This is a genomic window from Paractinoplanes rishiriensis (assembly GCF_016862375.1).
GTDB classification, from domain to species: domain Bacteria; phylum Actinomycetota; class Actinomycetes; order Mycobacteriales; family Micromonosporaceae; genus Actinoplanes; species Actinoplanes rishiriensis.
The window spans coordinates 45,645-67,713 of sequence record NZ_BOMV01000005.1; the positions used below are offsets into that span (position 1 = coordinate 45,645).

Here is a 22,069-nt window from a genome sequence, read left to right on the forward strand (position 1 = left end):
GCTCAGGCGCGCGGCAGATCGGCGATCGGGGCCAGCACGATCCGCGGCCGCAGCGCCGGATCCAACCACCGCAGCACCGCCACCATCTGCGTCCGGGACAGCGACACGCACCCGGCCGTCGACCCACGACCGTGGACGTGCAGGAAGATCGCCGAGCCTCGGCCCGCCACCGCCGGCGCGCTGGTCACGTACTGGCCCAGGGCGGTGTTCCAGCTGACCGACCCGGGTGCCGGCCGGTTGAAGTCGACCACCGCGGCGTACGCGTACTGCCTCGGGTAGTCGGCGAGCCGCTCGGCCCGCGAGGTGCGCCAGGTGCGCCGCGGGGACAGCGACGGCTGGAACATGTTGTACGTCCGCGGGTCGCTCCGGTCGCCCACCCAGTGGTCGTTGCCGTCCACCCGCCGGTAGTCGAGCCGGGTGCCCGGGTCGGCCGCCAGCCCGAACGCCTCGGTGATCGTGAAGGTGCCGATCGGGGTGGTGCCGGTCCCCTGCACCCGCCGGCTGGCCCACTGCCAGCCGCCGTAGCCGTTGCGGGCCGCCATGGCCGGGAACGCGGCGCGCCACCGGCCGTCCGTCCCGCGCTGGTAGGCGTACGCGGTCGAGGAGGTCGAGGTGCGACTGTGCCCGGCCACCACGACGACCTGCCGGCTGTCACCGAGGTGGCCGAGGCGGGTGGGGAACCAGGGCGGCACCGCGGCCGTCGCCGGCCCGCCGACAGCCGGCCCGCCGACAGCCGCCCCGCCGACAGCCGCCAGGAGCAGAGCCACCACCAGCACGAATCTCATGGTCGGTTCTCACCGTATCGGCCTCACCACGCGAAGGCGGACCCTTTCGCGGTGCCCGACATGGCCCGCCCGTCGCGCTGGTACCGGAACGCCATCACCACGGTGTACTGCCGCCCCCGCTCGGGTCGCGCGGTCGCCGGCCCGCAGCTGCGCGTCGACGCGTCCCCGCCGAACGTCAGGTCGTCGCACGTCCGGGGCCCGGCCACGGTCCGCCCGGTGGCGGCATCCTGCACGGTCACCGTGATGCTGCCGGTGCCACCACCCGGCGCCGTGAGCGACCCCTGGTACTGGATGTCCCGTCCGAGCATCTGACACGGCTTGGTGGCCATCGCCATCTTGCTGGTCAGGTCGAACGCAAATCGCTGCGTGCACTGCCACGGCCCGTAAGGCTTCGCCTCCGGTTGCGGTGGGCGAGTTGCTTTATCCGGTACGCGCGAGGCCGCCGCCGATCGTGCGGTCTTGACGGCATCGCCCGTCCCGCCCAACTGCCGAGGCGCCCCGGTCGACGAGGCCACGGCCCGCTGCGGCACCCGCTTACCGGCCGTGCCGCGCTGCGGCAGCTGAGCCGGACTGGACGCCGCAAGAACCTGCGGCGCGGTGGTCATGGTGTCCGGCGCGTCGTTCTCGGCCCGCCCGAAGTGCCAGGCCGTGGTAGCCACCGCCGACGCCAGCATGGCCGCCGCGATCAGCGTGGCCCCCGGCCGGGCCCAGCGCCAGCCGGGCGCGGCGTTCCCCCGCGGATCCGCCGCCCGAGGCAGCGGCACGATGGAGACCGGATCCGGCTCGTCCCCGTGCCCCCCGGCGTCAAGCGGCCGGCCCGTACCCCGCCCGGACCCACTCGGCTCCGACCCGGCCCTTCCCAAGCCCGCCCGTCCCACGCCGTCCGCCCCCGAGCCGGCCCTTCCCGAGCCCGCCCGTCCCGAACGGCCCGGCTCCGAGCCCGCCATCCCCAGGGCGGCGCTGTTCGGGGCGGCGCTGTTCGGGGCGGCGCTGTTCGGGGCGGCATTGTCCGGGGCCGCCTGGCGTGGGACCGGCGGCGGCAGCACCCGGCTCACGTCGGCCAGGCTGAAGTCCGGTGCCGGGCGCTGCGGGGCCGGCAGCGCCCGCGTACCGGCGCACTCCCGCGCCAGATCCGCCAGCGAAACCACCAGTTCGGCGGCCGACGGCCGCAGCCGCGGCTTGGTCGCCATGCAGTCCATGATCACGTCCCAGACCGGCTCCGGGACACCGGGCGGCCGCGGCGGGTTGCCCTCCATGTGCCGGCGCATCAGGTCGGGGATCGAGTCGCTGTCGTAGGGCGGGCGGCCGGTCACCAGCTCGTAGAGCAGCACGCCCAGCGCGTAGACGTCCGTGGCCGGCGAGGCCGTGGTGCCGTGGAACGCCTCCGGCGCCATGTAGTGCGGCGTGCCCACCACCGCGTTCGGCGTGGTCATGCTCGGGGTGTTGAGGATGCGGGCCACCCCGAAGTCGGTGAGCCGGGTGTCCAGCCGGCCGTTCTCGAGGTGCAGCAGGATGTTGTCCGGCTTGAGGTCGCGGTGGATCACCCCGAGCTCGTGCGCCTCGGCCAGCGCCGCCGCCACCTGACAGGCGAGCCGCGCCGCCTCCCCCGCCGGCACCGTGTCGTGCTCGCGCAGGTGGTCCCGCAGCGAGCCGCCGTCCACCAGGTCCATCACCAGCCCGAGCGTCTCGCCCACGCTGAACAGGTCGCGCACCCGCACCACGTTCCGGTGCCGCAGCATCAGCAGGATGGTCCGCTCCTGCACGAAGCGGGTGACCAGCTTGGGCTGCCGCAGCAGACTCTCGTGCAGCAGCTTGACCGCCACCGGCTCCCCGGTCGACCGGTCCAGCCCGCGCCACACCGTCCCGGTGGCGCCCTGCCCGATCGGATGTTGCAGGATGTACGAGCTGCCGACGCACCGCCCGCTGAGATCCATGGTCGACGCGCCGTCGGAATCCGCGCGTGCGACGCTGCTCGTGCGATCCTTGGTCACTCGGGCTTCCTTCCGAAGTCGGCGATGCCCCGGAATCCTGCTGTTTGTCCGGATCGCCTGGCAAGCCTGTGGCGCCAAGTTCGCACCTTCGGTCTGAGAAGGCGGATTCGCGTCACCTCCCCGCCCGACGGCTCGTTCGAGCTGTCAGAACCAACCCCAGCCCCCGCACGCCCAGAGCCTGGCCACTCGCTCAGAGCGGGCTCATCTCGCCGAGCACCCGGTCCGCCAGGTCGATGATCTGTGCGACCTTGGGCAGATCGCGCTCGACCTCCTCCGCACCGATGACCGGCGTGCTGGACGACGGGTACTCGACCTGGTTACGCCGCCGCCGGAGTCTGTCGAACGGCCGGAGGACCCCGCCAAGCGGCGGATCGAGTTGCGCCGAAACCGCGTCGCGCACCGCTATGTGCCCGCCCCGGCTGGTGGCCCGCACACCCTGGTTTTCCAGCACAGCGGCAAAGGCCTTACGCGCCGCGTCGTACAGCAGCTGATAAGCACCAGCCGGGTCGGAACCGGCGATGGCGCTCGCCGAGCCGAGGTGGCGGCGCGCCTGGGAGAGCAACAGATCGGCGTGGTCCCGACTGGCCGGGACCCGTTCCAGTTCACCTCGGCTGATCATGCTGTCCAGCGTTTCGCGACCCTGCTGCCACCGCACGAGGACCTCCGAACCCGTCAACTTTGCTACTAGCTTAGCGACTAGCTGTCATTAAGCTAGTCCGGGAGGATGCGGTGGAGCGAGCGTGAGCGCACAGTTGCGAGAAACGGGTCGGATTCGGGTGATCGCCAGCTCGCGCTGGAGATCCGGTGGATGTTCACCTCGCGGGCCAGCTGGTGCTCGGCAGCCCGAGCCGCCTCTGCCAGGTCGTCCTCGTCGGCGTCGCCCACGACCAGCACGTCCACGTCACGGGGCGGTGGGCCGGGCTCGCCGGCGTAGCGGGCGGCCCACGACCCGTAGATGTACGCTTCGTGCACGCCAGCGACCGGCGCCAAGCGGTCGGCGAGCACCGCGGCGGGGCCGTACGTCAGCGCCAGCAGATCGGTGAGCGGGCGCGCCGCCGGATGCGAAAGGTCCGCGCGCAGGAGGCGCATGTTGCCGCGCCGATCCTCGCGCACGAAGCCCGTCTCGGTGAGCCGGTCGGCCTCCCGGCTGACGGTCGAAGCGGAGACCTGGAATCGGGTGGCCAGCTCAACCACCGAGTAGCCCTCCTCGGGGTGCAGGAAGAGCCACGCCAGCAGCTCGCCGAGGAGTGGCGAGCGCAGCAGCGGCAGCAACTGCGACCTAGCTTGCACATCCTGCACGATAGCTTGCAGGATGTGCAAAGTCCCAGCTGATCAGGCCGTCTCCGAAGGCTGGGGGCCGCATAGTGTGCGGATCGCGCCCAGCAGCGTCGAGCGGGTGAACGGCTTTTCGATCAGCATGCTGTTCTCGTCCAGGTGGAGCTGGGGGCCCAGCGACGCCGCCGTGTAGCCGGACATGTAGAGGACCGGCAGGTCGGGGTGGTGGGTGCGCAGGGCGTTCGCCAGTTCGGGGCCGGTCATGGTCGGCATCACCACGTCGGTGATCAGCAGGTCGGGGTGGGCGCCGGCGGCCACCTGGGTCACCGCCATCAGGGCGTCGGTGGCGACCGTGATGGTGTAGCCGGCCGGGGCGATCAGGCGCTGGACCAGCTGGGCCACCTCGGGCTGGTCCTCGACGATCAGGACCGTGCCGATCACCTGGGTGGTGCCCTGGCGGGCCTCGGCGCCGGCCGGCTTCTCCTCGGCGGCCGGCAGGTAGAGGTGGACCGTGGTGCCCATCCGGGGCTCCGACTCCAGCTCGATGTGGCCGCCGATGCCCTGCACGATGCCGGCGGTGGTGGCCAGGCCCAGGCCGGCGGCGGTCGGGCGGGTGGTGAAGAACGGTTCGAGGGCCCGCCTGCGGACCTCGTCGGTCATGCCCACGCCGGTGTCGGTGATGACCAGGTGCACCAGCCGGCCGGGCGGCACGCCCTGCTTGCCGTCCGGTTCGACCACCTCGTTGGAGGCCGCCACCCGCAGCATGCCGCCGTGCAGCATCGCGTCGCGGGCGTTCGCGGCCAGGTTGACCAGGGCCTGCTCGAGCGGGCCCCGTTCGGCGCGCACCGGCCAGACGTCGGGGCCGAACGCCAGGTCCAGGCCGATGTGCTCACCGAGCGTACGGCTGAACAAAGATTGGACGTCGGTCAGCAGGTCCGGGATCGGAATGATCTCCGGGCGGTTGCCCTCGCTGCGGCCGAACGCGAGCAGCTGATGGGTCAGGGTCCGGCCGGTGCCGACCGCCTCGAGGATGTCCTGGGCCAGCTGGTGCTGCGGCGAGCCCTCCTCGGCGCTGGTCAGGATCATGTCGGCCGAGCCGCCCACGACCGTGAGCAGGTTGTTGAAGTCGTGCGAGATGCCGCCGATCAGCTGGCCCAGGCTGTCCAGCCGGCGCAGGTGGTCGAGCTGCCGTTTGAGGCCGCGGGCGTCGATGTGGTCAGTGGTGTCGGTGACCATGCAGACCACGCCGGAGAACCGGCCCTGGTCGTCCATCAGCGGCATCATGCTCATCCGGACACTGCGCTGCGAGCCGTCCGCGCGCATCAGCCGGGTGGCGCCGACCGTGGAGCGGCCCGCCTGGCACTCGCTGAGGCGCCGGCTCAGCTCCTTCTGTCCCTGGCTGTCGAGAAAACCCCTTAAAGACACACCAACAAGCTGGGTACGCGGCATGCCGAGCACCACGCCCATCGGCTCATTCGCGTACGTGGCCACGCCCTCCGCATCGAGCTGGAGCACCCCCTCGGGGATGGTCTCCAGCACCCGCCGGTACCGCTCCTCGCTGGCCCGCAGGCGCTCCAGGGCCCGGGCGCTGGACTCGGCCAGGGCCAGCTCGCCGGCGATGTCCCGGGCAAGTTCGACCTCGGCGGTGGAATAGAACGAGCCGGGCTGTTCCCGGGTGAGCACCAGATAGCCGGCGTACGTGTTGTCGACGATCACCGGGCAGAGCACGGCCGCGTGGATGTGGTGCTCCTCCCCGGCCAGCGGCTCGACCCCGTCGCCGGCCAGCACGATGGGGCGGCGGCTGGCGGCCATCGAGGTGGAGAAATCGTCGTCCGGCAGCTGGCCGACGTGGTCGAGCACCCGGGCGATGGCGGCCGAGCGCTCGTCGTCGACGTGGTGGTAGGTGATCGCGTCGTACCGGCCGTCGTCGCGCAGCAGTTGCACGCCGGCCCCGTCGCCGATCATGTCGGCCGCGGCCCGGGCCGCGGTTGAGCGCACCTCGGCGGCATCGCCAGCGACCCGGCTGAGCGCCAGGGCGAGGTCGGCCAGCGCGTACCGGAGGGGGTAAGCCATGACACCCATGCCGACATGATCCGTGTCTGGTGGGGTTCGTGCGGCCGGTTCGCCAGCTTTGCAACCTTGAAGCCTGCCGTTACGGCGATCGGCGCAGGCGGTACAGGACGTGCCGGCGCTCGGCCCAGTCGGCCGGCACCGTCGGGTGGTCGAAGTCGTCGGCCGGGTCGTGGGTCATGCCGAGCTTCTCCATCACCCGGCGCGAGGCCCGGTTCTGCACCGTCGTGAACGAGACCAGCTCCGGCAACGCGATCTCGTCGAACGCGTACCCGACCACTCGGCGCGCGCCTTCCGTCGCGTACCCCTGCCCCTGAAACCCCGCAGCGAGCCGCCACCCGATCTCCACCGCCGGCGCCACCGGCATGCTCGGGTTTGTCACCGGCTGAAGGCCGATGAACCCGGCGAACGCGCCGCCCGCGCGGACCTCGACGGCCCAGAGCCCCCAGCCGCGCTCCGCGATGCCGGCCTCGAGGCGGTCGGCCAGCCCGTCGCTCTCGGCGCTCGTCATCACGCGCGGGAAGTGCCGCATCACGACGGGGTCGGCGTTCATGGCCGCGAACGGCTCGCGGTCGCCCGGTCGCCACTGACGCAGCAGCAGTCGTTCGGTCGCCAGGGTCAACGGGGCCTCCAGGTGGCGAACTGGCCGATTTTGCACATTCGGAGCAGGGAGCCCCAACGACCTTGCTGTGAAGATCACCACTGGGCAGCGGTGCGCAGGAGCGCCAATGGCGTCGTCAGGTGGCATACGGAGCGCACCGGTCGGCGCGACATCGAGTGTTCATTATTGACATAAGTCAATTCAGCGGGGATGGTGGGCACATCTCGCCGGGTCACGCGACGGCGGAGGCATAGGGCAGCCTCCGCGATTTCCCTATGACCCCCTTGCCTCGTCCACCGGGGCGTAAACCAGCGGAGAACTGAGCCCTCATGAACCTCAAGAAGCGTACTCGCCTGTTCGTTGGCGTCATGGCCAGCGCACTGGTGGCCACCTTTGCCGTGGTGGCCCTGCCGGCGTCGCCGGCCAGCGCCCACGGCAATGTGCTGAATCCGGCCTCCCGCAACTACAGCTGTTGGTCCCGTTGGGGCGACAAGTTCCAGGACCCGACCATGCAGACCCTGGACCCGATGTGCTGGCAGGCCTGGCAGGCCGACCCCAGCGCGATGTGGAACTGGAACGGCCTGTTCCGCGAGGGTGTCGCCGGCAACCACCAGGGCGCCATTGCGGACGGTCAGCTGTGCAGCGGCGGGCGTACGTCGAGCGGCCGCTACAACGCTCTCGACACGGTGGGCAACTGGACCGCCACCAACCTGAACAACAGCTTCACCATGAACATCTTCGACCAGGCCTCGCACGGCGCGGACTACATCCGGGTGTACGTGTCGCGCCAGGGCTTCGACCCGACGACCACGGCTCTCAAGTGGTCGGACCTGTCGCAGGTCGCCGAGATCGGTGACACCCCCGCCTCCGAGTGGGACCCCGCCACCGGCGGTGTGCAGCTGAACATCCCGGTGTCGCTCTCGGGCCGCAGCGGCCGGGCCATCGTCTACACGATCTGGCAGGCCAGCCACCTGGACCAGTCGTACTACTGGTGCAGCGACGTGAACTTCGGCGGCACCACCAACCCGACCACGCCGCCCACCACGACGCCGACCACCACGCCGACCACGCCGCCCACCACCACGCCGACCACGCCGCCGACGACCCCGCCGACGACTGGGCCGACCAGCAACCCGCCGGCTTCCGGTGCCTGCTCCGCCACCTACACGCTGGCCAGCCAGTGGGGCGGCGGCTACCAGGGCAGCGTGACCGTGACCGCCGGCTCCTCGGCGATCAAGGGCTGGACGGTGCGCCTGACCTACCCGAGCGCGCCGTCGATCCAGCAGACCTGGAACGCGACGTCCTCGATCAGCGGTAACACGCAAACCGCCACGAACGTGGGCTACAACGGTGCCCTCAACGCGGGCGGGACCACGACGTTCGGCTTCCTCGGTTCGGGTACCGCGGCGACACCGACCGTCACCTGCTCCGCGACCGTCTGACCCACCTCTTCTCAACGGACAGAGGCACGGTTACTCTGGTTGGGAGCGCTCCCATAATCGACCCCCAGCGAAGAAGGGAGGCGGCCTAGCAGCATTCCCCGCGTGACACCGGTTCCACGAGACACCAATCCGTCCACATGGACTGGAGCGGGGGTCGGGACGCCCTCCCCGGCCCCCGCTCAACCTTTCTTTCAACTTAAGCTTTCAGGCGAACAACGCGCTTACCGATTCGCCGTTGTGAATGCGGCGCATTGCCTCGGCAAGCGCCGGCGCTACCGACAGCACCGTGAGCTTTTCGGTGCGGTCGGCCATCGGGATCGGCACCGTATTGGTGCAGACGATCTCCTCGACGTCTTTCTCGTCGGACAGCCGGCGGATCGCGTCGTTCGAGAACAGGCCGTGCGTACAGGCCACCCGGACACTGCGGGCATTGCGCTCGCGCAACCGGGCCAGCAGCTCGAAGACCGTGCTCCCCTTGGCGATCTCGTCGTCCAGGACGATCACGTCGCGGTCGGCGACGTCACCGATCACGGTGCTGATCACCACCTTGTCGTCGGCGAAGCGCTGCTTGGCCCCGGCCGCCACGTCGATGTCGAGCATCCGGGCGAACGCGGCCGCCTCCTTGGCGTTGCCCAGGTCGGGCGAGACCACCACGGCGTTGCTCAGGTCGTAGCGGCGGAAGTGGTTGGCCAGCTCGCGCAGCGCGTGCAGGTGGTCGACCGGGATGTTGAAGAAGCCGTGCACCTGCGGCGAGTGCAGGGTCAGGGCGAGCACCCGGTCGGCGCCCGCGGTGGTGAGCAGGTCGGCCACCAGCCGGCCGCCGATCGAGATGCGCGGGGCGTCCTTCTTGTCGCTACGGGCGTACGCGTAGTGCGGCAGCACCACGGTGATCCGCCCGGCCGACGCGCCGCGCGCCGCATTCAGCATGAACAGCAGCTCGACCAGGTTTTCCTGGGTGGGCGGGACCAGCGGCTGGATCAGGAAGACGTCCCGTTCCCGGCAGTTGCCCTGCAGCTGCACCTCGATGCAGTCGTTGGCGAACCGGGAGGTCTTGGTCGGCATCAGAGGCACGCCCAGATGCAGGCAGATCTCCGCTGCGAGCTCGGTGTGGGCAGATCCGGTGAAAACGGCGATGTCACGCACGGGACCACCCTAAGAGGCGGCCGCCGAACACTATCGGGCGACCATCTTCGTTACCGTGTGGCTCATGAACGGACTTGCCGTAGCCTGCCGCCGGGTAGTCCACATCTACCGCGCCGAGGCGGGCGACGTGGTGGCGCTGGCCGGGGTCGACCTGTCCATCGCGCCCGGCGAGACGCTCGCCCTGGTCGGCCCGTCCGGGTCCGGCAAGTCCACGCTGATCGCCTTGCTCGCCGGCCTGATGCGGCCGTCCGCCGGGCGGATCAACATCGGCACCTACGACATGGGCAAGCTGTCCGACGGCGAGATCTCCCGGCTGCGCGGCACCGAGATCGGCGTGGTGCTGCAGGGCGCGGGGCGCAACCTTCTGCCGTACGCCTCACTGCACCGCAACATCTGGCTCGCGCAACGGCGGGCCGCGCACACCCGGGGCATCAAGCTGGACGACCCGGACCGCATCCTCGACCTGGTGGGCCTGCCCGGTCAGGGCCGGCAGCGGCTGGCCGACCTGACCCCCGGCGGGCGGCAGCGGGCCGCGCTGGCCGTCGGCATCGCCACCGGACCGGGCCTGCTGCTGGTCGACGAGCCCACCAGCCGGCTCGACACGGCCGGCCGCGACGAGGTGCTGGCCGCCATGGAGACGGTGAACGCCGAGCGGCAGACCACCATCGTGGTGGTCACCCACGACAACGAGGTGGGCGCCCGGCTGGGCCGCGCCGTCACGATCCGGGACGGCCGGGTCGGCGCCGAGGGCCGCGACGGCCAGGACTTCGCGGTGGTGGCCGGCGACGGCACCGTGCAGTTGCCGCCCGAGGTGCTCGGCAGCTACCCGCCCGGCACGCTGTTCACGGTCCAGCACGTCGACGGCGAAGTCACCCTGGTGCCGGGCGGCACCGAGCACGCCGCCTGACTCAGGCGCGGGCCCAGGTCGCTTCGCCGTCGGCCAGGTGCAGCTCGCGGTCGCAGGCCGCGGCGGCCTCCGGGTCGTGGGTGGCGAACACGACCGCGGCACCCCGGTCGGCCTCGGCGCGCAGCAGTTCGATCACCCGCTGCCGGTTCGCCGCGTCCAGTTCGCTGGTGATCTCGTCGGCGAGCAGCACGTCGCCGCGCAGCGCCAGGCCGCGGGCGATCGCGGTGCGCTGCTGCTGGCCGCCGGACAGCTCCTCGATCAGCTGGTTGGCCTGGCCGGACAGGCCCAGCGGGTCGAGCGCCTCGGCGGTGCGGCGCCGGGCCTCGGCCGGGGTGCCGCCGGTGGCGATCACCGCGACCGAGATGTTCTCGGCCGCGGTCAGGATCGCGGCCAGCCCGTTGTCCTGCGGGATCAGCACCACGCTGAGGGCCACCGCGTGGTCCCGGTCGCGCAGCGGCTCGCCGTCCACCCGCACCTCGCCGCCGGCCGGGGGCAACAGCCCGGCCATGGCGCTGAGCAGCGTCGTCTTGCCGGCGCCCGAGGTGCCGGTGACGGCCAGCATCTCGCCGGGCCGGGCCGCCACGGTGACCCCGGTCAGCACCGGCGGGTCGCCGTTCCAGGCCAGGTCGGCGGCGTCCACCGTCAGCGTCTTCACCCGATCCTCCTCAGAGCCAGCGGCGGTGCTTCATGTAGAGATACAGACCGCCGGCCGTCACGACAATCAGCAGAACGCTCTGCACGTACCCGGACCAATGATTGAAGCCGGGATAGGGCACGTTTTGGCCGAAATAGCCGGTGAGCAGCGTGGGCACCGCGATGATCGCGGCCCAGGCGGCCAGCTTGCGGGTGATGTCGTTGAGGACGTTGCTCTGCTCGGCGAGGTCGGCCTGCAGCAGGCCCTCGATCCGGTCCTGCAGGTGTTCGACCTGGTCGAACGCGTGCTGGGCGTGGTCCTCGACGTCCCGGTAGTACGGCGCCAGGTGCTCGTTGACCAGGCCGAGATCCTTGCGCATGGCCGCGGCCACCACCTCGGGCATCGGCGCCACCGCCCGGCGCAGCGCGGCCGTGGTCTTGCGCAGCTGGATGCCGCGCATCCGCATCGGGCGGGGTGCGCCGCCCTCCTCGAGCAGGGCGTCCTCGACGCCGTCCATCGCCACGTCGATCTTCTGCGCCGCGGCCACATGCCCGTCCACGACCGCGTCCAGCAACCCGTACAGCAGGAACGCCACCCCGTCGCCCTGGCCGGCCAGGGCGGCGTCCGCGTCCCAGCGCTCCACGAAGTGGGCGGTGTCGGTGGCCGACTTGCGCACCGTGATCAGGGCCCGGTCGGTGACGAACGCGCTGATCTCGGCCTTGCCGAACGGATGCGTGGAGACGTCCACGGCGTACACGTTGAGGAAGAGGTGATCGGGATAGCGGTCGAGCTTGGGCCGCTCGTGGTCCTGGACGGCGTCCTCCAGGGCGAGCGGGTGCAGGCGGAACTCCTCGGCCACCGCGGCCAGGTCGTCCAGGTCCGGGTCGTACAGGTCGAGCCAGAGCACCGCCTCGGGGTGCTCGGCCAGCATCTGCCCCACCCGGTCGGCGCCGAAGTCCTCGGCGACGACCGTCCCGTTCTCGTAGAGGCGGGTGTGGGTGGGGCAGGCCGGCGCAGCCATGGTCAGGCGGCCGACGGACCCGTGTTGATCCGGGAGCGCACCACCTCGGCCACGTGCGCGACCGCCTCGTCGAGCGGGACGCCGTTGCGCTGCGAGCCGTCCCGGTAGCGGAACGAGACCGTGCCCGCGCTCACGTCGTCGTCGCCGGCGATCGCCATGAACGGGATCTTCTGCTGCTGAGCGGTCCGGATCTTCTTCTGCATCCGGTCGTCCGAATAGTCCACCTCGGCCCGGATGCCCTCGCGGCGCAATCTCCCGACAAACTCGTCCAAATGGGAAGCGTGGTCGTCGCGGATCGGGATGCCCACCACCTGGACCGGCGCCAGCCAGGCCGGGAACGCGCCCGCGTAGTGCTCGACCAGCACGCCGAAGAACCGCTCGAGCGAGCCGAACTTCGCCGAGTGGATCATCACCGGCTCCTGGCGGGTGCCGTCGGCGGCCTGGTACTCGAGGCCGAACCGGGCCGGCTGGTTGAAGTCGTACTGGATCGTCGACATCTGCCAGGTGCGGCCGATCGCGTCCTTGGCCTGCACCGAGATCTTCGGGCCGTAGAACGCCGCGCCGCCCGGGTCGAGCACCAGGTCGAGGCCGGACTCGCGGGCCACGTCCTCGAGCACCTTGGTGGCCACCGCCCACTGCTCATCCGTACCGATGAACTTGTCGCTCTTGGGATCTCTGGTGGACAACTCCAGGTAGTAGTCGTCGAGGCCGAAGTCGCGCAGCAGCGACAGCACGAAGTCCAGCAGGTGCTTGATCTCGCCCGGGGCCTGCTCGGCGGTCACGTACGAGTGCGAGTCGTCCTGGGTCAGGCCCCGCACCCGGGTCAGGCCGTGCACCACGCCGGACTTCTCGTAGCGGTAGACCGAGCCGAACTCGAACAGCCGCAGCGGCAGCTCACGGTACGACCGTCCGCGCGACTTGAAGATCAAGTTGTGCATCGGGCAGTTCATGGCCTTGAGGTAGTAGTCGCTCCCCTCCATGTGCATCGGGGGGAACATCGTGTCCTTGTAGTACGGCAGGTGCCCGGAGGTGTGGAACAGCCCCTCCTTGGTGATGTGCGGCGTCCCGACGTACTGGAATCCCTCCTCGATGTGCCGCGCCCGGACGTAGTCCTCCATCTCGCGCTTGAGCACCCCACCCTTCGGGTGGAAGACCGCGAGACCCGAGCCGATCTCGTCCGGGAAGGAGAACAGGTCGAGCTCGGTGCCCAGCTTGCGGTGGTCGCGGCGCTCGGCCTCGGCCAACCGATGGAGGTACGCCTTGAGCTCGTCGCGCGACGGCCAGGCCGTCCCGTAGATGCGCTGCAGCTGGGGGTTCTTTTCGCTGCCGCGCCAGTAGGCGGCGGCCGACCGCATCAGCTTGAACGCCGGGATGAACCGGGTCGACGGCAGGTGCGGTCCGCGGCACAGGTCGCCCCAGACCCGCTTGCCCTCCCGGTCGAGGTTGTCGTAGTGGGTCAGCTCGCCGCCGCCCACCTCCATCACCTCGGCATCGTCGACGTCGCCCTTGATGTCGACCAGCTCGAGCTTGTACGGCTCCGACGCCAGCTCGACCTTGGCCTCGTCCAGCGAGGTGTACTCGCGGCGGCGGAAAGTCTGGCCGGACTTGACGATCTCCTGCATCCGCTTTTCGAGCTTGGCCAGGTCGTCCGGCTGGAACGGCTTGGGCACGTCGAAGTCGTAGTAGAAGCCGTTCTCGATGGGCGGTCCGATGCCCAGCTTGGCCTCGGGGAACACGTCCTGTACGGCCTGCGCCAGCACGTGCGCGGTGGAGTGGCGCAGCACGTTCAGCCCGTCCGGCTCGTCGACGGCGACCGGGGTCGCCTCGGTGTCCAGCTCGGGTCGCCAGTCCAGGTCGCGCAGCCGGCCGGCGGCGTCGCGCACCACCACGACCGCCTTGGGACCCGAGGTGGGCAGGCCGGCGGCGGCTACCGCGTCGGCCGCCGTGGTCCCGGCCGGGACGACGAGAGTATCGGCGGACACGGTCCTTCTCCTTCGGCAGAAATCGAACGCCCGGCGTTCCGGGCCGCTGACGATGCTATCGGGCGGAAAAATTCTCCGAAGAGCGAGCAACCTTTCCGGCTCCGGTGATCACTGAACGGTTGGCAACACACCCACGGTCGAGGGAATCCCTCCGCAGACTCCGCCCGGCCGGCCGGCTTTCCCACGGACCGGCCGGTCGGGCGGCCCCAACCTCGAACCATCGCGCCGTCCGTCCCGTACCCGAGAGCAGACCATGAACAAGAAACGCCTGATCATCCCCGTCGCGGTGACAGTCGTGGGCGCGGCTACCGCGCTGGCCGGCATCGTGCGGGCGGACGCCGCGGAGGTGCCGGCCTGCACGGTCACGTACGCGGTGGGCAACCGGTGGAGCGACGGCTTCACCGGGAACGTCACGATCAGGAACACCGGGACTACGGCGGTGACCGGATGGACGCTCGGCTTCGACCTCGGCGCGGGACAGCGGCTGGCCGGCGGCTGGCACGGCCGCTGGGCGCAGTCCGGCCGTGCGGTGACGGTCACCGACATGGGCTGGAACGCCCGGATCACCGCGGGCGAGTCGGTCACGGTGGGCTTCAGCGGAACGTCGAAGGCCGGCGATCCGTCGCCGGCCGGTTTCCGGCTGAACGAAGCAGCGTGTGCTGTGTATCTTTCGAGCGGATAACGGGACGGGGAAGGACGGCGTGAGCGAGACCGAACGCGCCTTCCAGCGCTTCTTCGAGGAGAGCCACTCCGATCTGGCGCGGCTCGCCTACCTGCTGACCGGCGAGACCGGCGTGGCCGACGACCTGGCCGCGGACGCCTTCGTCGAGGTCTGGCGGCACTGGCACCGGGTGACCGCGGCGGACAGCCCGCTCGCCTACGCCCGGGGCATCGTGGCCAACCTGGCCCGTCAGTGGATCAAGAAACAGACGAGGGAACGCCTCGGCCTGCGCGGCCTGGGCCTGCTGCGGCGCCCGGCCGGCGAGCCGGACACCAACGCGGTGCTGGACGTGCGGGCGGCGCTGCGGCTGCTGCCCCAGCGCCGGCGCGAGTGCGTGGTGCTGCGGTACGCGTTCGACGTGCCGGAACGCGAGGTGGCCGAGATCCTCGGCATCTCGGTGGGCGCCGTGAAGAGCCAGACCTCGCGCGGCGCCGCCCAGTTGAGTACATACCTGAAGGACCTGTCGGTAGGAGGTGCCCGTGCGACCGCAGGATGACCACGCTCTGCGCAGCCTGCTGCAGGATGAGGCCGAACGGCACCAGCCCGACCGCGAGGCCATGCTGGCCCGCATCAACCGCCGCCGCGGAACCCCCCGGCGCGGGGTGATGTCCTGGCTTTTCCAGCCGGTCGGCCCGGGGGCGCGCCGGGTCATGGCCGTAGCACGACCGGCAGCCGCCGCGGCCGCCGTGGCCGGGGTCCTGGTCGCCGGGGTGACCGGGATCAACCTGGCTGACCGCGCCCCCGAGCCGGGCCTCCAGGCGGCCGGCCCGCCGAGCACCGCGCCGGCTTCCCCGCCACCCTCGCGCTCAGTGCCACCCGGGGCCCGCGACGGCTACCTGACCGCCACCGCCGTCCGCAACTCCCACTCGATCCCCAGCTGGTCCCAGAACGACCTGACCCTGGCCACCACCGAGCAGATCACCGCCCTGGACGTGACCCTCCGGGTAGCCCGCACACCGGGCGTCGCGGACACCGGCCACTGGTCCACCATCCCCAAAGAGATGATCACCACCGGCGTGACCACCACGGCCAAGGAACTCGTGTACCGCTTCACCCTCAACCCGGGCGCGACGCTGGCTCCGGGCAGCTACACGTTCGCGGCCCAGTACAACCACGAGGCCGGCAACCGCTCAGTCTCCGCCGACACCTACGACGCCACCACCACGGCAACCGCCGCTCCGGCCCACACCAAGGGCCGCTTCACCAGCTAGCCGCCCACCCCACCCTCAGCGCGATCCGCACCACGCCGCAGCTGCCACCACCTCGCGCTGCGCCAACCGCCTGGCTGCCACCACATCGCGCCCCGCCAATTCCCGCCCGGCTGCCACCAGCGCCCCGCCAACGCCCGCCCGGCTCCACAGCGCCCTTCCTCCACTTCACGCTCGCCCGATATTTACGACTTATACGCTCCTGCTGCTTCCACTACATGGGAGTGCGGCCGGCGGAACATTGAGGTCGACTTCGCTCAATGCCGCCGTCAGTCTGGGTAGTTGTCCCAGCGCGGGTCGGGCTTTCCGATGGTGGGTGGGTAGTGGTTCAGCAGGCGGGCGTCGGGGTCCTCGGCCAACCGGCGTTCGATGTCGGCTATATCGGACAGGGTGCGGTCGGCGTTGACGGCGGCCTGGCCGGCGGCTTCGTCCGGGGTTGCGGCCTGGCGGGCCAGCAGTTCGTTGCGGGTGCGGGACAGCAGCAGGCGGTTGGCCGCGTCTCGGGCGCCGGTGGGCAGGCCCTCGCCGCTGCCGATCACCTCGGGGTACTCGGCTGTCAGGCGGTCGCGGTTGAGCTGGTGCTGGGCGTACCACCACTGGGCCCTCGAGTCGGGGCTGTAGAACAGGGTGGCCAGCACGATGTCCTCGTGGATCGGTTCCAGTTCGGTTTCCGGGAGTTCGGTCTCGCCCATCTGGTGCTTGGCCAACACGGCCGCCGCATCGCGGTCGGCCACGTTGGCCAGGGAGAGGATCTCCTCGATCTGGAGTTGGTACGAGTTGACCGTGGGACCTGCGGCCAGTTCGATGCCGCCGGACACCGAGGCTGCGGGAACGGCGTCGTACGGAATGTGGACGCGACCGCGTTCCTCGTCGACGTGCAGGCCGACCGTGATGGCCTGGTTCAGGACGCTGTTCAGCCGGCGCTGGTATTCCTCAAGTTGGTCGGCCAGGCGGCTGATCGCGTAGCGGATCGAGTCGCAGTGCACGTTGGCGTTGCCGACCTGCACCTGGAGCCGGATCGAGCGCTCGTGGGCGGCCTGCCCGGCGGGGCCGGTCCAGTGGTGCGGCAGGTCCTTGGTGCCGGCCGTCAGGTCGGCCACCGTGCCGTCGATGTCGCGGACCAGGTGTTCCCAGCGGTCGGCCACCGCGCGCAGGCCGGCCAGGTCCGCCTCCAGCAGGCCGCGCATGGTGATGGTCATCGCGGGCCCGCACCGCCGCCGGGGCCGAAGGCCGGGTGCCCGGACGCGCGCACCTGGCGGGCCGCGAACTCGTCGGCCTCCCGGTATGCGGTGGCGGCCGTGCGCAGCTCGGTGCCGAACGCGCGGACCTCCTCGGCCAGCCGGGCCAGCGTGACCTGCCAGCTCGCGGCGGCCTCGACCGTGCCGGGGTCGCAGGTGACCGAGCCGGGCAGGACGTGTTTCTCGGCGTAGCGCCGGGCCTCGACCCGGGCCGACAGACGGTCGAGCCGGCCCGCCGCGTCCAGGACCGCGTCGCTCATCCGGAACACCTCCGGCACGTCAATGCTCGTGATCTCGGCCACCGGGTCTCCTCAACGGTCGTCGATGCCTAGCGTGACGGTACCGCTACCCGCCAAGCCGGTTAAGGTGTGCCGATGCGTCCCCTGATCCGCGACCGGCTGCTGGCCCGCGTGCTGCGGCTGCCCGGGCCGGCCGGCGCGTTCCGGGTGGAGCGCGGCCTGTGCATCCCGATGCGGGACGGGGTCACGCTGTCCGCCGACCACTACGCACCGGCCGGCGCAGCGCTGGGCACCGTCCTGGTGCGCGGGCCGTACGGTCGCGGTTTTCCGTTCGGTCTGCTGTACGCGCGGCCGTACGCCGCCGCGGGCTACCACGTGGTGTTCGTCAGCAGCCGGGGCACCTCGGCGTCCGGGGGCGACTTCGACCCGATGCGCACCGAGCGGCAGGACGGCGTCGACGTGGTGGCGTGGCTGACCGCGCAGCCCTGGTTCACCGGCCGGTTCGCCACGGTCGGGCCGTCATATCTGGGCTACACCCAGTGGGCCCTGCTCGAGGATCCTCCGCCCGAGCTGGCCGCCGCCGTGATCACCGTGGGGCCGCACGACTTCGCCCGGCACTCGTGGGGCACCGGCGCGTTCAACCTCGACCTGGTCGGCTGGACCGACATGATCATCAACCAGCCGCGGTCGGACCAGCACCCGGGGCCGGTCCGCGGGCAGCTGGCCCAGGCCCGGCGCGCACCGGCACGCCGCCGGGCGATGCAGCGGGTTTTCACCGAGTTGCCGCTGGCCGACGCGGGCGAGCGCTGGTATGCAGGGCGCGCGCCCTGGTTCCGCGAGCGGGTCACCCGGCCCGACCTGGACGACCCGTACTGGCAACCGATGCGGCACCCGGCCGCGCTGGAGCGGGCGAACATCCCGATTCTCCTCCTCACCGGCTGGCAGGACCTGTTCGTGGGGCAGAGCATCGAGCAGTACCGGCGCCTGCACGAGCGCGGCGTGGACGTGGCGCTCACCGTGGGTCCGTGGACCCATGTGGAGACGATCGGCAAGGCCGCCGGTCGGCTCGTCAACGAGAGTCTGGATTGGCTCGGCGCGCATTTGGCCGGCCGAGCACCACGGGCGCGGGCTCTCCCCGTACGCGTGCATGTGACCGGAGCCCGCGAATGGCGTGAGCTGGCCGCCTGGCCGCCACCCACCACCGAGCTCGCCCTGCCTCTGGCGGAGCCCGGCGCTCCGGCGGCGTCGTTCACCTTCGACCCGGCCGATCCCACCCCGACGCTCGGCGGCCCGCTGCTGGACGGCGGCGGCTATGTGAACGACGGCGCGCTCGCCGGCCGGCCCGACGTGCTGGCGATCACCGGCGAACCGCTCGCGGCGGCCCTGGAGATCCACGGCTCGCCGGTCGTGGAGTTGCGGCACCGCAGCGACAATCCGCATGCCGACCTGTTCGTGCGGATCAGCGAGGTGAACCCTCGCGGGAGATCGCGCAACGTCACCGAGGGCTACCGGCGGCTGACACCCGGCCAACTGGAGCCCGGCCAACTGGAGCCCGGCCAACTGGAGCCCGGCCAACTGGTGCGTCTCACCCTGCTGCCGGTCGCGCACCGGTTCGCGGCCGGCTCCCGGATCCGGGTGCTGATCGCCGGCGGCTCGCATCCGCAGTACGCCCGCAACCTCGGCACCGACGACAATCCGGGCACCGGCCGCACGCTCGCGACCTGCCGGCACACCATCGACGTCGGCGAATCCCGGGTGCTGCTGCCGGCGGCGACCGGCTGAGGGACACCGAGCTACGCGACGCTCTCCTAAAATGATCGTCATCACTGGGGACGTCGACGGGGGCCGACGTGTTGCGCATTCATTTCACACCACAAGATCTTGGCCGGGTACGCATGGCGGGCGAGCCGGATCCGATGTGGGAGACGGTGTTGAGCGTGTTCCGGCTGCGCCGCCCGGGACCGCGACTGATCTTCGGACGGTGGCGGGAGCACGCGCTGCGGGCCAGCCGGCGGTCCGATCTCGACATGCTGCTGCCGCTCGTCCAGCCGCGCTACTACCCGGATTTCCTGACCCCGGCCGAGGCCAGCCAGGGCCTGTCGCACGCGCTCGAGGCGCTGATGTCCACGCCGGCGGCCCGGCTGCGCGCCGAGCTGACCGAACTGGCCCGGCTCGGCGAACCGATGCCGTCCTGGCTGCGCGGCCTCGCCGACGGTGACACCGAGACCCTGGTCCGGCTCACCGCGGCGATCCGCTCGCACTACGAGGCCGTGGTGGAGCCGTTCTGGCCGCAGGCCCGCGCGCACATCGAGGCCGACCGGGCCCGGCGCTCCCGGATCATGCTGGACCGTGGCGCCGAGGGCCTGCTGGACAGCTTCCGGCCGATGATGCGGTGGTCGCCGCCGGTCCTCGAGGTGGACGTGGTGTTCGAGCAGACGATCCACCTCGACGGCCGCGGGCTGCTGCTGGTGCCGTCCTACCTGTCCTGGGACACCCCCGACATGCTGCACGACCCGGCCCTGCCCCCGGTGCTGGTCTATCCGCTCGAGCACGACCTGTCGCTGGGCCCGCGCGCCTGCCCCGGCGGCTCGATGGAGGCGCTCATCGGGCGCACCGCACCTCGGTGCTGGAGTCGATCGGCGACGGCCGCACCACGACCGAACTGGCCCGGCGGCTCGGGGTGAGCGCCGCCTCGATCAGTCAGCACACCGCGGTGCTGCGTGAGGCCCGGCTGATCCACACCAGCCGGGTCGGCAAGGCGGTGCTGCACACGATGACCCCGCTCGGTTCGGCGCTGCTGGCCGGCGGGTGAGACCGGCCAGGGGGCCGGGTCACAGCAGGTCGCGCAGCCCTGCCGCGAAGCCCTCCGGATCGGTGAGCGGGGCCAGCGGCCCGGTGGGTCCGGCCGGCGCCATCGGCGCGCGTCCGGCCATCGCGGGCTGGTTGCGGCGGGTGGGTGGTTGCGCCAGCCAGATCTCGTACGCGCGCAGCAGTTCCGGGTCGTGCCGGGGCTCGGCGTACGGGCGGAACATCGCCGGCACCGCGTCCAGCCCGGCCGGCCGGACCAGGTCGCCGACCGCGGTGGCCCCGGCCGGCGGCTCGTCGAGGGTGAGCACGTGCTGGGTCGCGTACGCGTCCGCGAAGGCCACGGCCAGCCGGGCCGACGCGGCGTGCCCCACCACGATCGGCGCCCGGTGCAGGCCGAGGCTGTCGACCAGCCCGGCCAGGTCGGCGGCGATCCGCTCCAGGCCGTAGTCCTCGCGGGGCGGGCTCTGGCCGTGCCCGGGCAGGTCGGGCGCCACCACGGTGCACGGGGCGCCACCCAGCTCGGCGGCCACCGGCCACCACATGGTGCGGTCCAGCAGCAGGCCGTGCAGCAGCACGACGGGACGGCCGAACTCGCCCCAGCGGTCGAACACGAGCAGGTTGCGCGGTCGGCCGGTCAGGTGCGTGGTGCGGCGCGGCGGTTGCGGGTCCGGCCAGATCATCGGCCCAGCGTACGTCGCCCCGGCGGCACTCCTAGCGGTCGTCGCCCGCGTGTGCGGTGAGCCGGTCGAGACCGTCGAGGATCTCCTGCGCCGCCCGGGACGCCGTGGAGAGCTGGCGGGTGACCTCGGAGAGCACCGCGGCCTGCTCCTCGACCGAGGCGGCGATGTCGACCTGCACCTGACTGATCTCGGACACCGTGGTGGCGGTCGAGACGAACCCGGCCGCCGCGGCGCCGGTCTGCTCGACGATCGCGCCGATCACGGTGTTCACCTTGCCGACCGAGTTCGACGTCTCGGTGGAGAGCTGCTTGACCTCGCTGGCCACCACCGCGAAGCCCTTGCCCTGCTCGCCGGCCCGGGCCGCCTCGATGGTGGCGTTCAGCGAGAGCAGGTTGGTCTGCCCGGCGAGCTGGGCGATCAGCGCGTTGACCTCGGCGATCTCGGTGACCGACTTCTCCAGGCCGGACATCCGCTCGGTGGCCTCGCCGGCCACCCGCTCGCCGGTGGCGGCCACGGTCGCGGCATGCGCCGACCGCGCGGCGATGTTCTGCACCGCGGCGGACAGGTTGGCCAGTTCGGCGTCGACCGCGGCGACCGCGGCGATCGCCTCGCGGGCACCGGTCGCGATCGTGGCGGCGTCCGCGGCCAGCCGCTCGGACCGGGACTGGCTGCGCTCGGCGCGCTCGCGGACCGAGTCGGCCTCGCGCCCCTGTGCCTCGCGCTCGGCCGTGAGCCGTTCCTGCCGGTTGCGGTCGGCCTCGGCCTGCATCGCCTCCATCTCGCGCTCGGCCTGCTCGGCGAAGTGCCAGAGGAAGAGGATGCCGGCCACCTCCAGCACCACGCACCCGGCGTGCACGGCCACCATGACCGCGGCCGGGCCGATGCCGTGCACGTGCCCGAAGACCCGTTCCGGCTCGATCAGGCCCAGCACCCCGTGGTGCACGACCACCACTGCGACGGTCCAGAGCAGCGGCTTCCACTGCTGATAGAGCGCGACGAAGACGAGGATCGCGAACAGGTGCAGATGCGCCGACATATCGCCGCCGGACAGCTCGATGGCCGCGAACGAGGTGCCGATCAGGCCCAGGCTGGTGAAGCCCGCCCGCACGCCGGTGCTCCCGGCGGTGCGGCCGACCGCGGCGAACACCGCGATCACCGAGGCGAGCAGCGCACCCTCCCATGCCGGGTGCGGCCCGACCAGGCCGAGCAGCAGCAACGCGGGCACATGCAGCCACAGCAGCCCCTGCAGGATCTGATGCCGGGCCCGCCAGGACTCCGGGGTCAGTTGCGCACCGCGGGGAAGACGCCACTGTCGCTCAGCCAT

The 22,069-nt window shown here is 71.5% G+C and carries 22 protein-coding genes; 8 read left to right on the plus strand and 14 right to left on the minus strand.

Features of this window, described 5'->3' with window-relative positions; all coding sequences use genetic code 11:
* Positions 1 to 2 precede the first annotated feature (2 nt).
* From Ari01nite_RS02225 to Ari01nite_RS02250, 6 genes are all read right to left on the minus strand, one after another.
* The gene (locus Ari01nite_RS02225; RefSeq protein WP_203778832.1) at positions 3 to 785 is read right to left on the minus strand and encodes a L,D-transpeptidase family protein; all 783 of its coding nucleotides are present in this window, start codon (positions 783 to 785) and stop codon (positions 3 to 5) included.
* A gap of 23 nt (positions 786 to 808) precedes the next feature.
* Positions 809 to 2,776 carry a serine/threonine-protein kinase gene (locus tag Ari01nite_RS02230; RefSeq protein ID WP_239162418.1) on the minus strand — a complete coding sequence of 656 codons (1,968 nt, stop codon included), beginning with the start codon at positions 2,774 to 2,776 and terminating at the stop codon, positions 809 to 811.
* 190 nt (positions 2,777 to 2,966) lie between these two features.
* The gene (locus tag Ari01nite_RS02235) at positions 2,967 to 3,395 is read right to left on the minus strand and encodes a hypothetical protein (RefSeq protein ID WP_203778833.1); all 429 of its coding nucleotides are present in this window, start codon (positions 3,393 to 3,395) and stop codon (positions 2,967 to 2,969) included.
* Between the two features lie 92 nt (positions 3,396 to 3,487).
* The gene (locus tag Ari01nite_RS02240; RefSeq protein WP_203778834.1) at positions 3,488 to 4,066 is read right to left on the minus strand and encodes a helix-turn-helix domain-containing protein; all 579 of its coding nucleotides are present in this window, start codon (positions 4,064 to 4,066) and stop codon (positions 3,488 to 3,490) included.
* A gap of 42 nt (positions 4,067 to 4,108) precedes the next feature.
* Positions 4,109 to 6,124, minus strand: a complete 2,016-nt coding sequence (locus Ari01nite_RS02245) for a hybrid sensor histidine kinase/response regulator (protein ID WP_239162419.1) — start codon at positions 6,122 to 6,124, stop codon at positions 4,109 to 4,111.
* A gap of 79 nt (positions 6,125 to 6,203) precedes the next feature.
* Positions 6,204 to 6,743, minus strand: a complete 540-nt coding sequence (locus tag Ari01nite_RS02250; RefSeq protein WP_239162420.1) for a GNAT family N-acetyltransferase — start codon at positions 6,741 to 6,743, stop codon at positions 6,204 to 6,206.
* A gap of 308 nt (positions 6,744 to 7,051) precedes the next feature.
* On the opposite strand from Ari01nite_RS02250, the gene Ari01nite_RS02255 reads away from it, so the two are divergent.
* Entirely contained in the window at positions 7,052 to 8,164 is a 1,113-nt protein-coding gene (locus Ari01nite_RS02255; protein ID WP_203778836.1) for a lytic polysaccharide monooxygenase auxiliary activity family 9 protein, read from the plus strand.
* A gap of 204 nt (positions 8,165 to 8,368) precedes the next feature.
* On the opposite strand, the gene Ari01nite_RS02260 is transcribed toward Ari01nite_RS02255, so the two are convergent.
* Positions 8,369 to 9,307 (minus strand): ribose-phosphate diphosphokinase, encoded by a 939-nt coding sequence (locus Ari01nite_RS02260; RefSeq protein WP_203778837.1) that lies wholly within the window; start codon positions 9,305 to 9,307, stop codon positions 8,369 to 8,371.
* A 64-nt stretch (positions 9,308 to 9,371) separates the two neighbouring features.
* Between Ari01nite_RS02260 and Ari01nite_RS02265 the strand changes: the two genes are divergently transcribed.
* Positions 9,372 to 10,214, plus strand: coding sequence for an ABC transporter ATP-binding protein (locus tag Ari01nite_RS02265; RefSeq protein ID WP_203778838.1), 843 nt, complete (start codon positions 9,372 to 9,374; stop codon positions 10,212 to 10,214).
* Position 10,215: 1 nt separating this feature from the next.
* On the opposite strand, the gene Ari01nite_RS02270 is transcribed toward Ari01nite_RS02265, so the two are convergent.
* From Ari01nite_RS02270 to thrS, 3 genes are read right to left on the minus strand one after another with little or no spacing between them, the layout of a single operon-like run.
* Positions 10,216 to 10,869 carry an ATP-binding cassette domain-containing protein gene (locus Ari01nite_RS02270; RefSeq protein ID WP_203778839.1) on the minus strand — a complete coding sequence of 218 codons (654 nt, stop codon included), beginning with the start codon at positions 10,867 to 10,869 and terminating at the stop codon, positions 10,216 to 10,218.
* Between the two features lie 10 nt (positions 10,870 to 10,879).
* A complete protein-coding gene (locus Ari01nite_RS02275; protein WP_203778840.1) occupies positions 10,880 to 11,869 on the minus strand; it encodes a magnesium transporter CorA family protein in 990 nt (329 codons plus the stop codon).
* Between the two features lie 2 nt (positions 11,870 to 11,871).
* The gene (gene thrS / locus Ari01nite_RS02280; protein WP_203778841.1) at positions 11,872 to 13,851 is read right to left on the minus strand and encodes a threonine--tRNA ligase; all 1,980 of its coding nucleotides are present in this window, start codon (positions 13,849 to 13,851) and stop codon (positions 11,872 to 11,874) included.
* Between the two features lie 253 nt (positions 13,852 to 14,104).
* On the opposite strand from thrS, the gene Ari01nite_RS02285 reads away from it, so the two are divergent.
* The 3 genes from Ari01nite_RS02285 to Ari01nite_RS02295 are packed head-to-tail and all read left to right on the plus strand — an operon-like array spanning position 14,105 to position 15,783.
* On the plus strand, positions 14,105 to 14,533 hold the full coding sequence (locus Ari01nite_RS02285; protein ID WP_203778842.1) for a cellulose-binding domain-containing protein: 429 nt from the start codon (positions 14,105 to 14,107) through the stop codon (positions 14,531 to 14,533).
* Positions 14,534 to 14,552: 19 nt separating this feature from the next.
* Positions 14,553 to 15,068 carry a SigE family RNA polymerase sigma factor gene (locus tag Ari01nite_RS02290; protein ID WP_203778843.1) on the plus strand — a complete coding sequence of 172 codons (516 nt, stop codon included), beginning with the start codon at positions 14,553 to 14,555 and terminating at the stop codon, positions 15,066 to 15,068.
* On the plus strand, positions 15,052 to 15,783 hold the full coding sequence (locus Ari01nite_RS02295) for a hypothetical protein (protein ID WP_203778844.1): 732 nt from the start codon (positions 15,052 to 15,054) through the stop codon (positions 15,781 to 15,783). The genes Ari01nite_RS02290 and Ari01nite_RS02295 overlap by 17 nt, the downstream gene beginning before the upstream one ends.
* A gap of 266 nt (positions 15,784 to 16,049) precedes the next feature.
* Here the strand turns inward: Ari01nite_RS02295 and Ari01nite_RS02300 are convergent, their stop codons facing one another.
* A complete protein-coding gene (locus tag Ari01nite_RS02300; RefSeq protein ID WP_203778845.1) occupies positions 16,050 to 16,979 on the minus strand; it encodes a WXG100 family type VII secretion target in 930 nt (309 codons plus the stop codon).
* On the minus strand, positions 16,976 to 17,320 hold the full coding sequence (locus Ari01nite_RS02305; protein WP_203778846.1) for a hypothetical protein: 345 nt from the start codon (positions 17,318 to 17,320) through the stop codon (positions 16,976 to 16,978). The genes Ari01nite_RS02300 and Ari01nite_RS02305 overlap by 4 nt, the downstream gene beginning before the upstream one ends.
* Before the next feature lie 72 nt (positions 17,321 to 17,392).
* Between Ari01nite_RS02305 and Ari01nite_RS02310 the strand changes: the two genes are divergently transcribed.
* From Ari01nite_RS02310 to Ari01nite_RS02320, 3 genes are all read left to right on the plus strand, one after another.
* Positions 17,393 to 19,039: a CocE/NonD family hydrolase gene (locus Ari01nite_RS02310; protein ID WP_203778847.1), complete on the plus strand. Its 1,647-nt coding sequence runs from the start codon at positions 17,393 to 17,395 to the stop codon at positions 19,037 to 19,039.
* Between the two features lie 68 nt (positions 19,040 to 19,107).
* Entirely contained in the window at positions 19,108 to 19,941 is an 834-nt protein-coding gene (locus Ari01nite_RS02315; protein WP_203778848.1) for a DUF5937 family protein, read from the plus strand.
* On the plus strand, positions 19,881 to 20,069 hold the full coding sequence (locus tag Ari01nite_RS02320; protein ID WP_203778849.1) for an ArsR/SmtB family transcription factor: 189 nt from the start codon (positions 19,881 to 19,883) through the stop codon (positions 20,067 to 20,069). Before Ari01nite_RS02315 ends, Ari01nite_RS02320 begins: the two co-directional genes overlap by 61 nt.
* Positions 20,070 to 20,088: 19 nt before the next feature.
* Here the strand turns inward: Ari01nite_RS02320 and Ari01nite_RS02325 are convergent, their stop codons facing one another.
* Positions 20,089 to 20,745 carry an alpha/beta fold hydrolase gene (locus Ari01nite_RS02325; protein WP_203778850.1) on the minus strand — a complete coding sequence of 219 codons (657 nt, stop codon included), beginning with the start codon at positions 20,743 to 20,745 and terminating at the stop codon, positions 20,089 to 20,091.
* Between the two features lie 31 nt (positions 20,746 to 20,776).
* Complete coding sequence (locus tag Ari01nite_RS02330; protein WP_203778851.1) at positions 20,777 to 22,069, minus strand: methyl-accepting chemotaxis protein; 1,293 nt, start codon at positions 22,067 to 22,069, stop codon at positions 20,777 to 20,779.

Bases quoted from the DNA above. Each gene is read 5' to 3' on its own strand.
- Ari01nite_RS02310 (WP_203778847.1), top strand. From the start codon at position 17,393: ATGCGTCCCCTGATCCGCGACCGGCTGCTGGCCCGCGTGCTGCGGCTG.
- Ari01nite_RS02300 (WP_203778845.1), bottom strand. From the start codon at position 16,979: ATGACCATCACCATGCGCGGCCTGCTGGAGGCGGACCTGGCCGGCCTG.
- Ari01nite_RS02275 (WP_203778840.1), bottom strand. From the start codon at position 11,869: ATGGCTGCGCCGGCCTGCCCCACCCACACCCGCCTCTACGAGAACGGG.
- Ari01nite_RS02245 (WP_239162419.1), bottom strand. From the start codon at position 6,124: ATGGCTTACCCCCTCCGGTACGCGCTGGCCGACCTCGCCCTGGCGCTC.
- Ari01nite_RS02225 (WP_203778832.1), bottom strand. From the start codon at position 785: ATGAGATTCGTGCTGGTGGTGGCTCTGCTCCTGGCGGCTGTCGGCGGG.
- Ari01nite_RS02235 (WP_203778833.1), bottom strand. From the start codon at position 3,395: ATGATCAGCCGAGGTGAACTGGAACGGGTCCCGGCCAGTCGGGACCAC.
- Ari01nite_RS02255 (WP_203778836.1), top strand. From the start codon at position 7,052: ATGAACCTCAAGAAGCGTACTCGCCTGTTCGTTGGCGTCATGGCCAGC.
- Ari01nite_RS02285 (WP_203778842.1), top strand. From the start codon at position 14,105: ATGAACAAGAAACGCCTGATCATCCCCGTCGCGGTGACAGTCGTGGGC.
- Ari01nite_RS02330 (WP_203778851.1), bottom strand. From the start codon at position 22,069: ATGGCTGAGCGACAGTGGCGTCTTCCCCGCGGTGCGCAACTGACCCCG.
- Ari01nite_RS02265 (WP_203778838.1), top strand. From the start codon at position 9,372: ATGAACGGACTTGCCGTAGCCTGCCGCCGGGTAGTCCACATCTACCGC.
- Ari01nite_RS02325 (WP_203778850.1), bottom strand. From the start codon at position 20,745: ATGATCTGGCCGGACCCGCAACCGCCGCGCCGCACCACGCACCTGACC.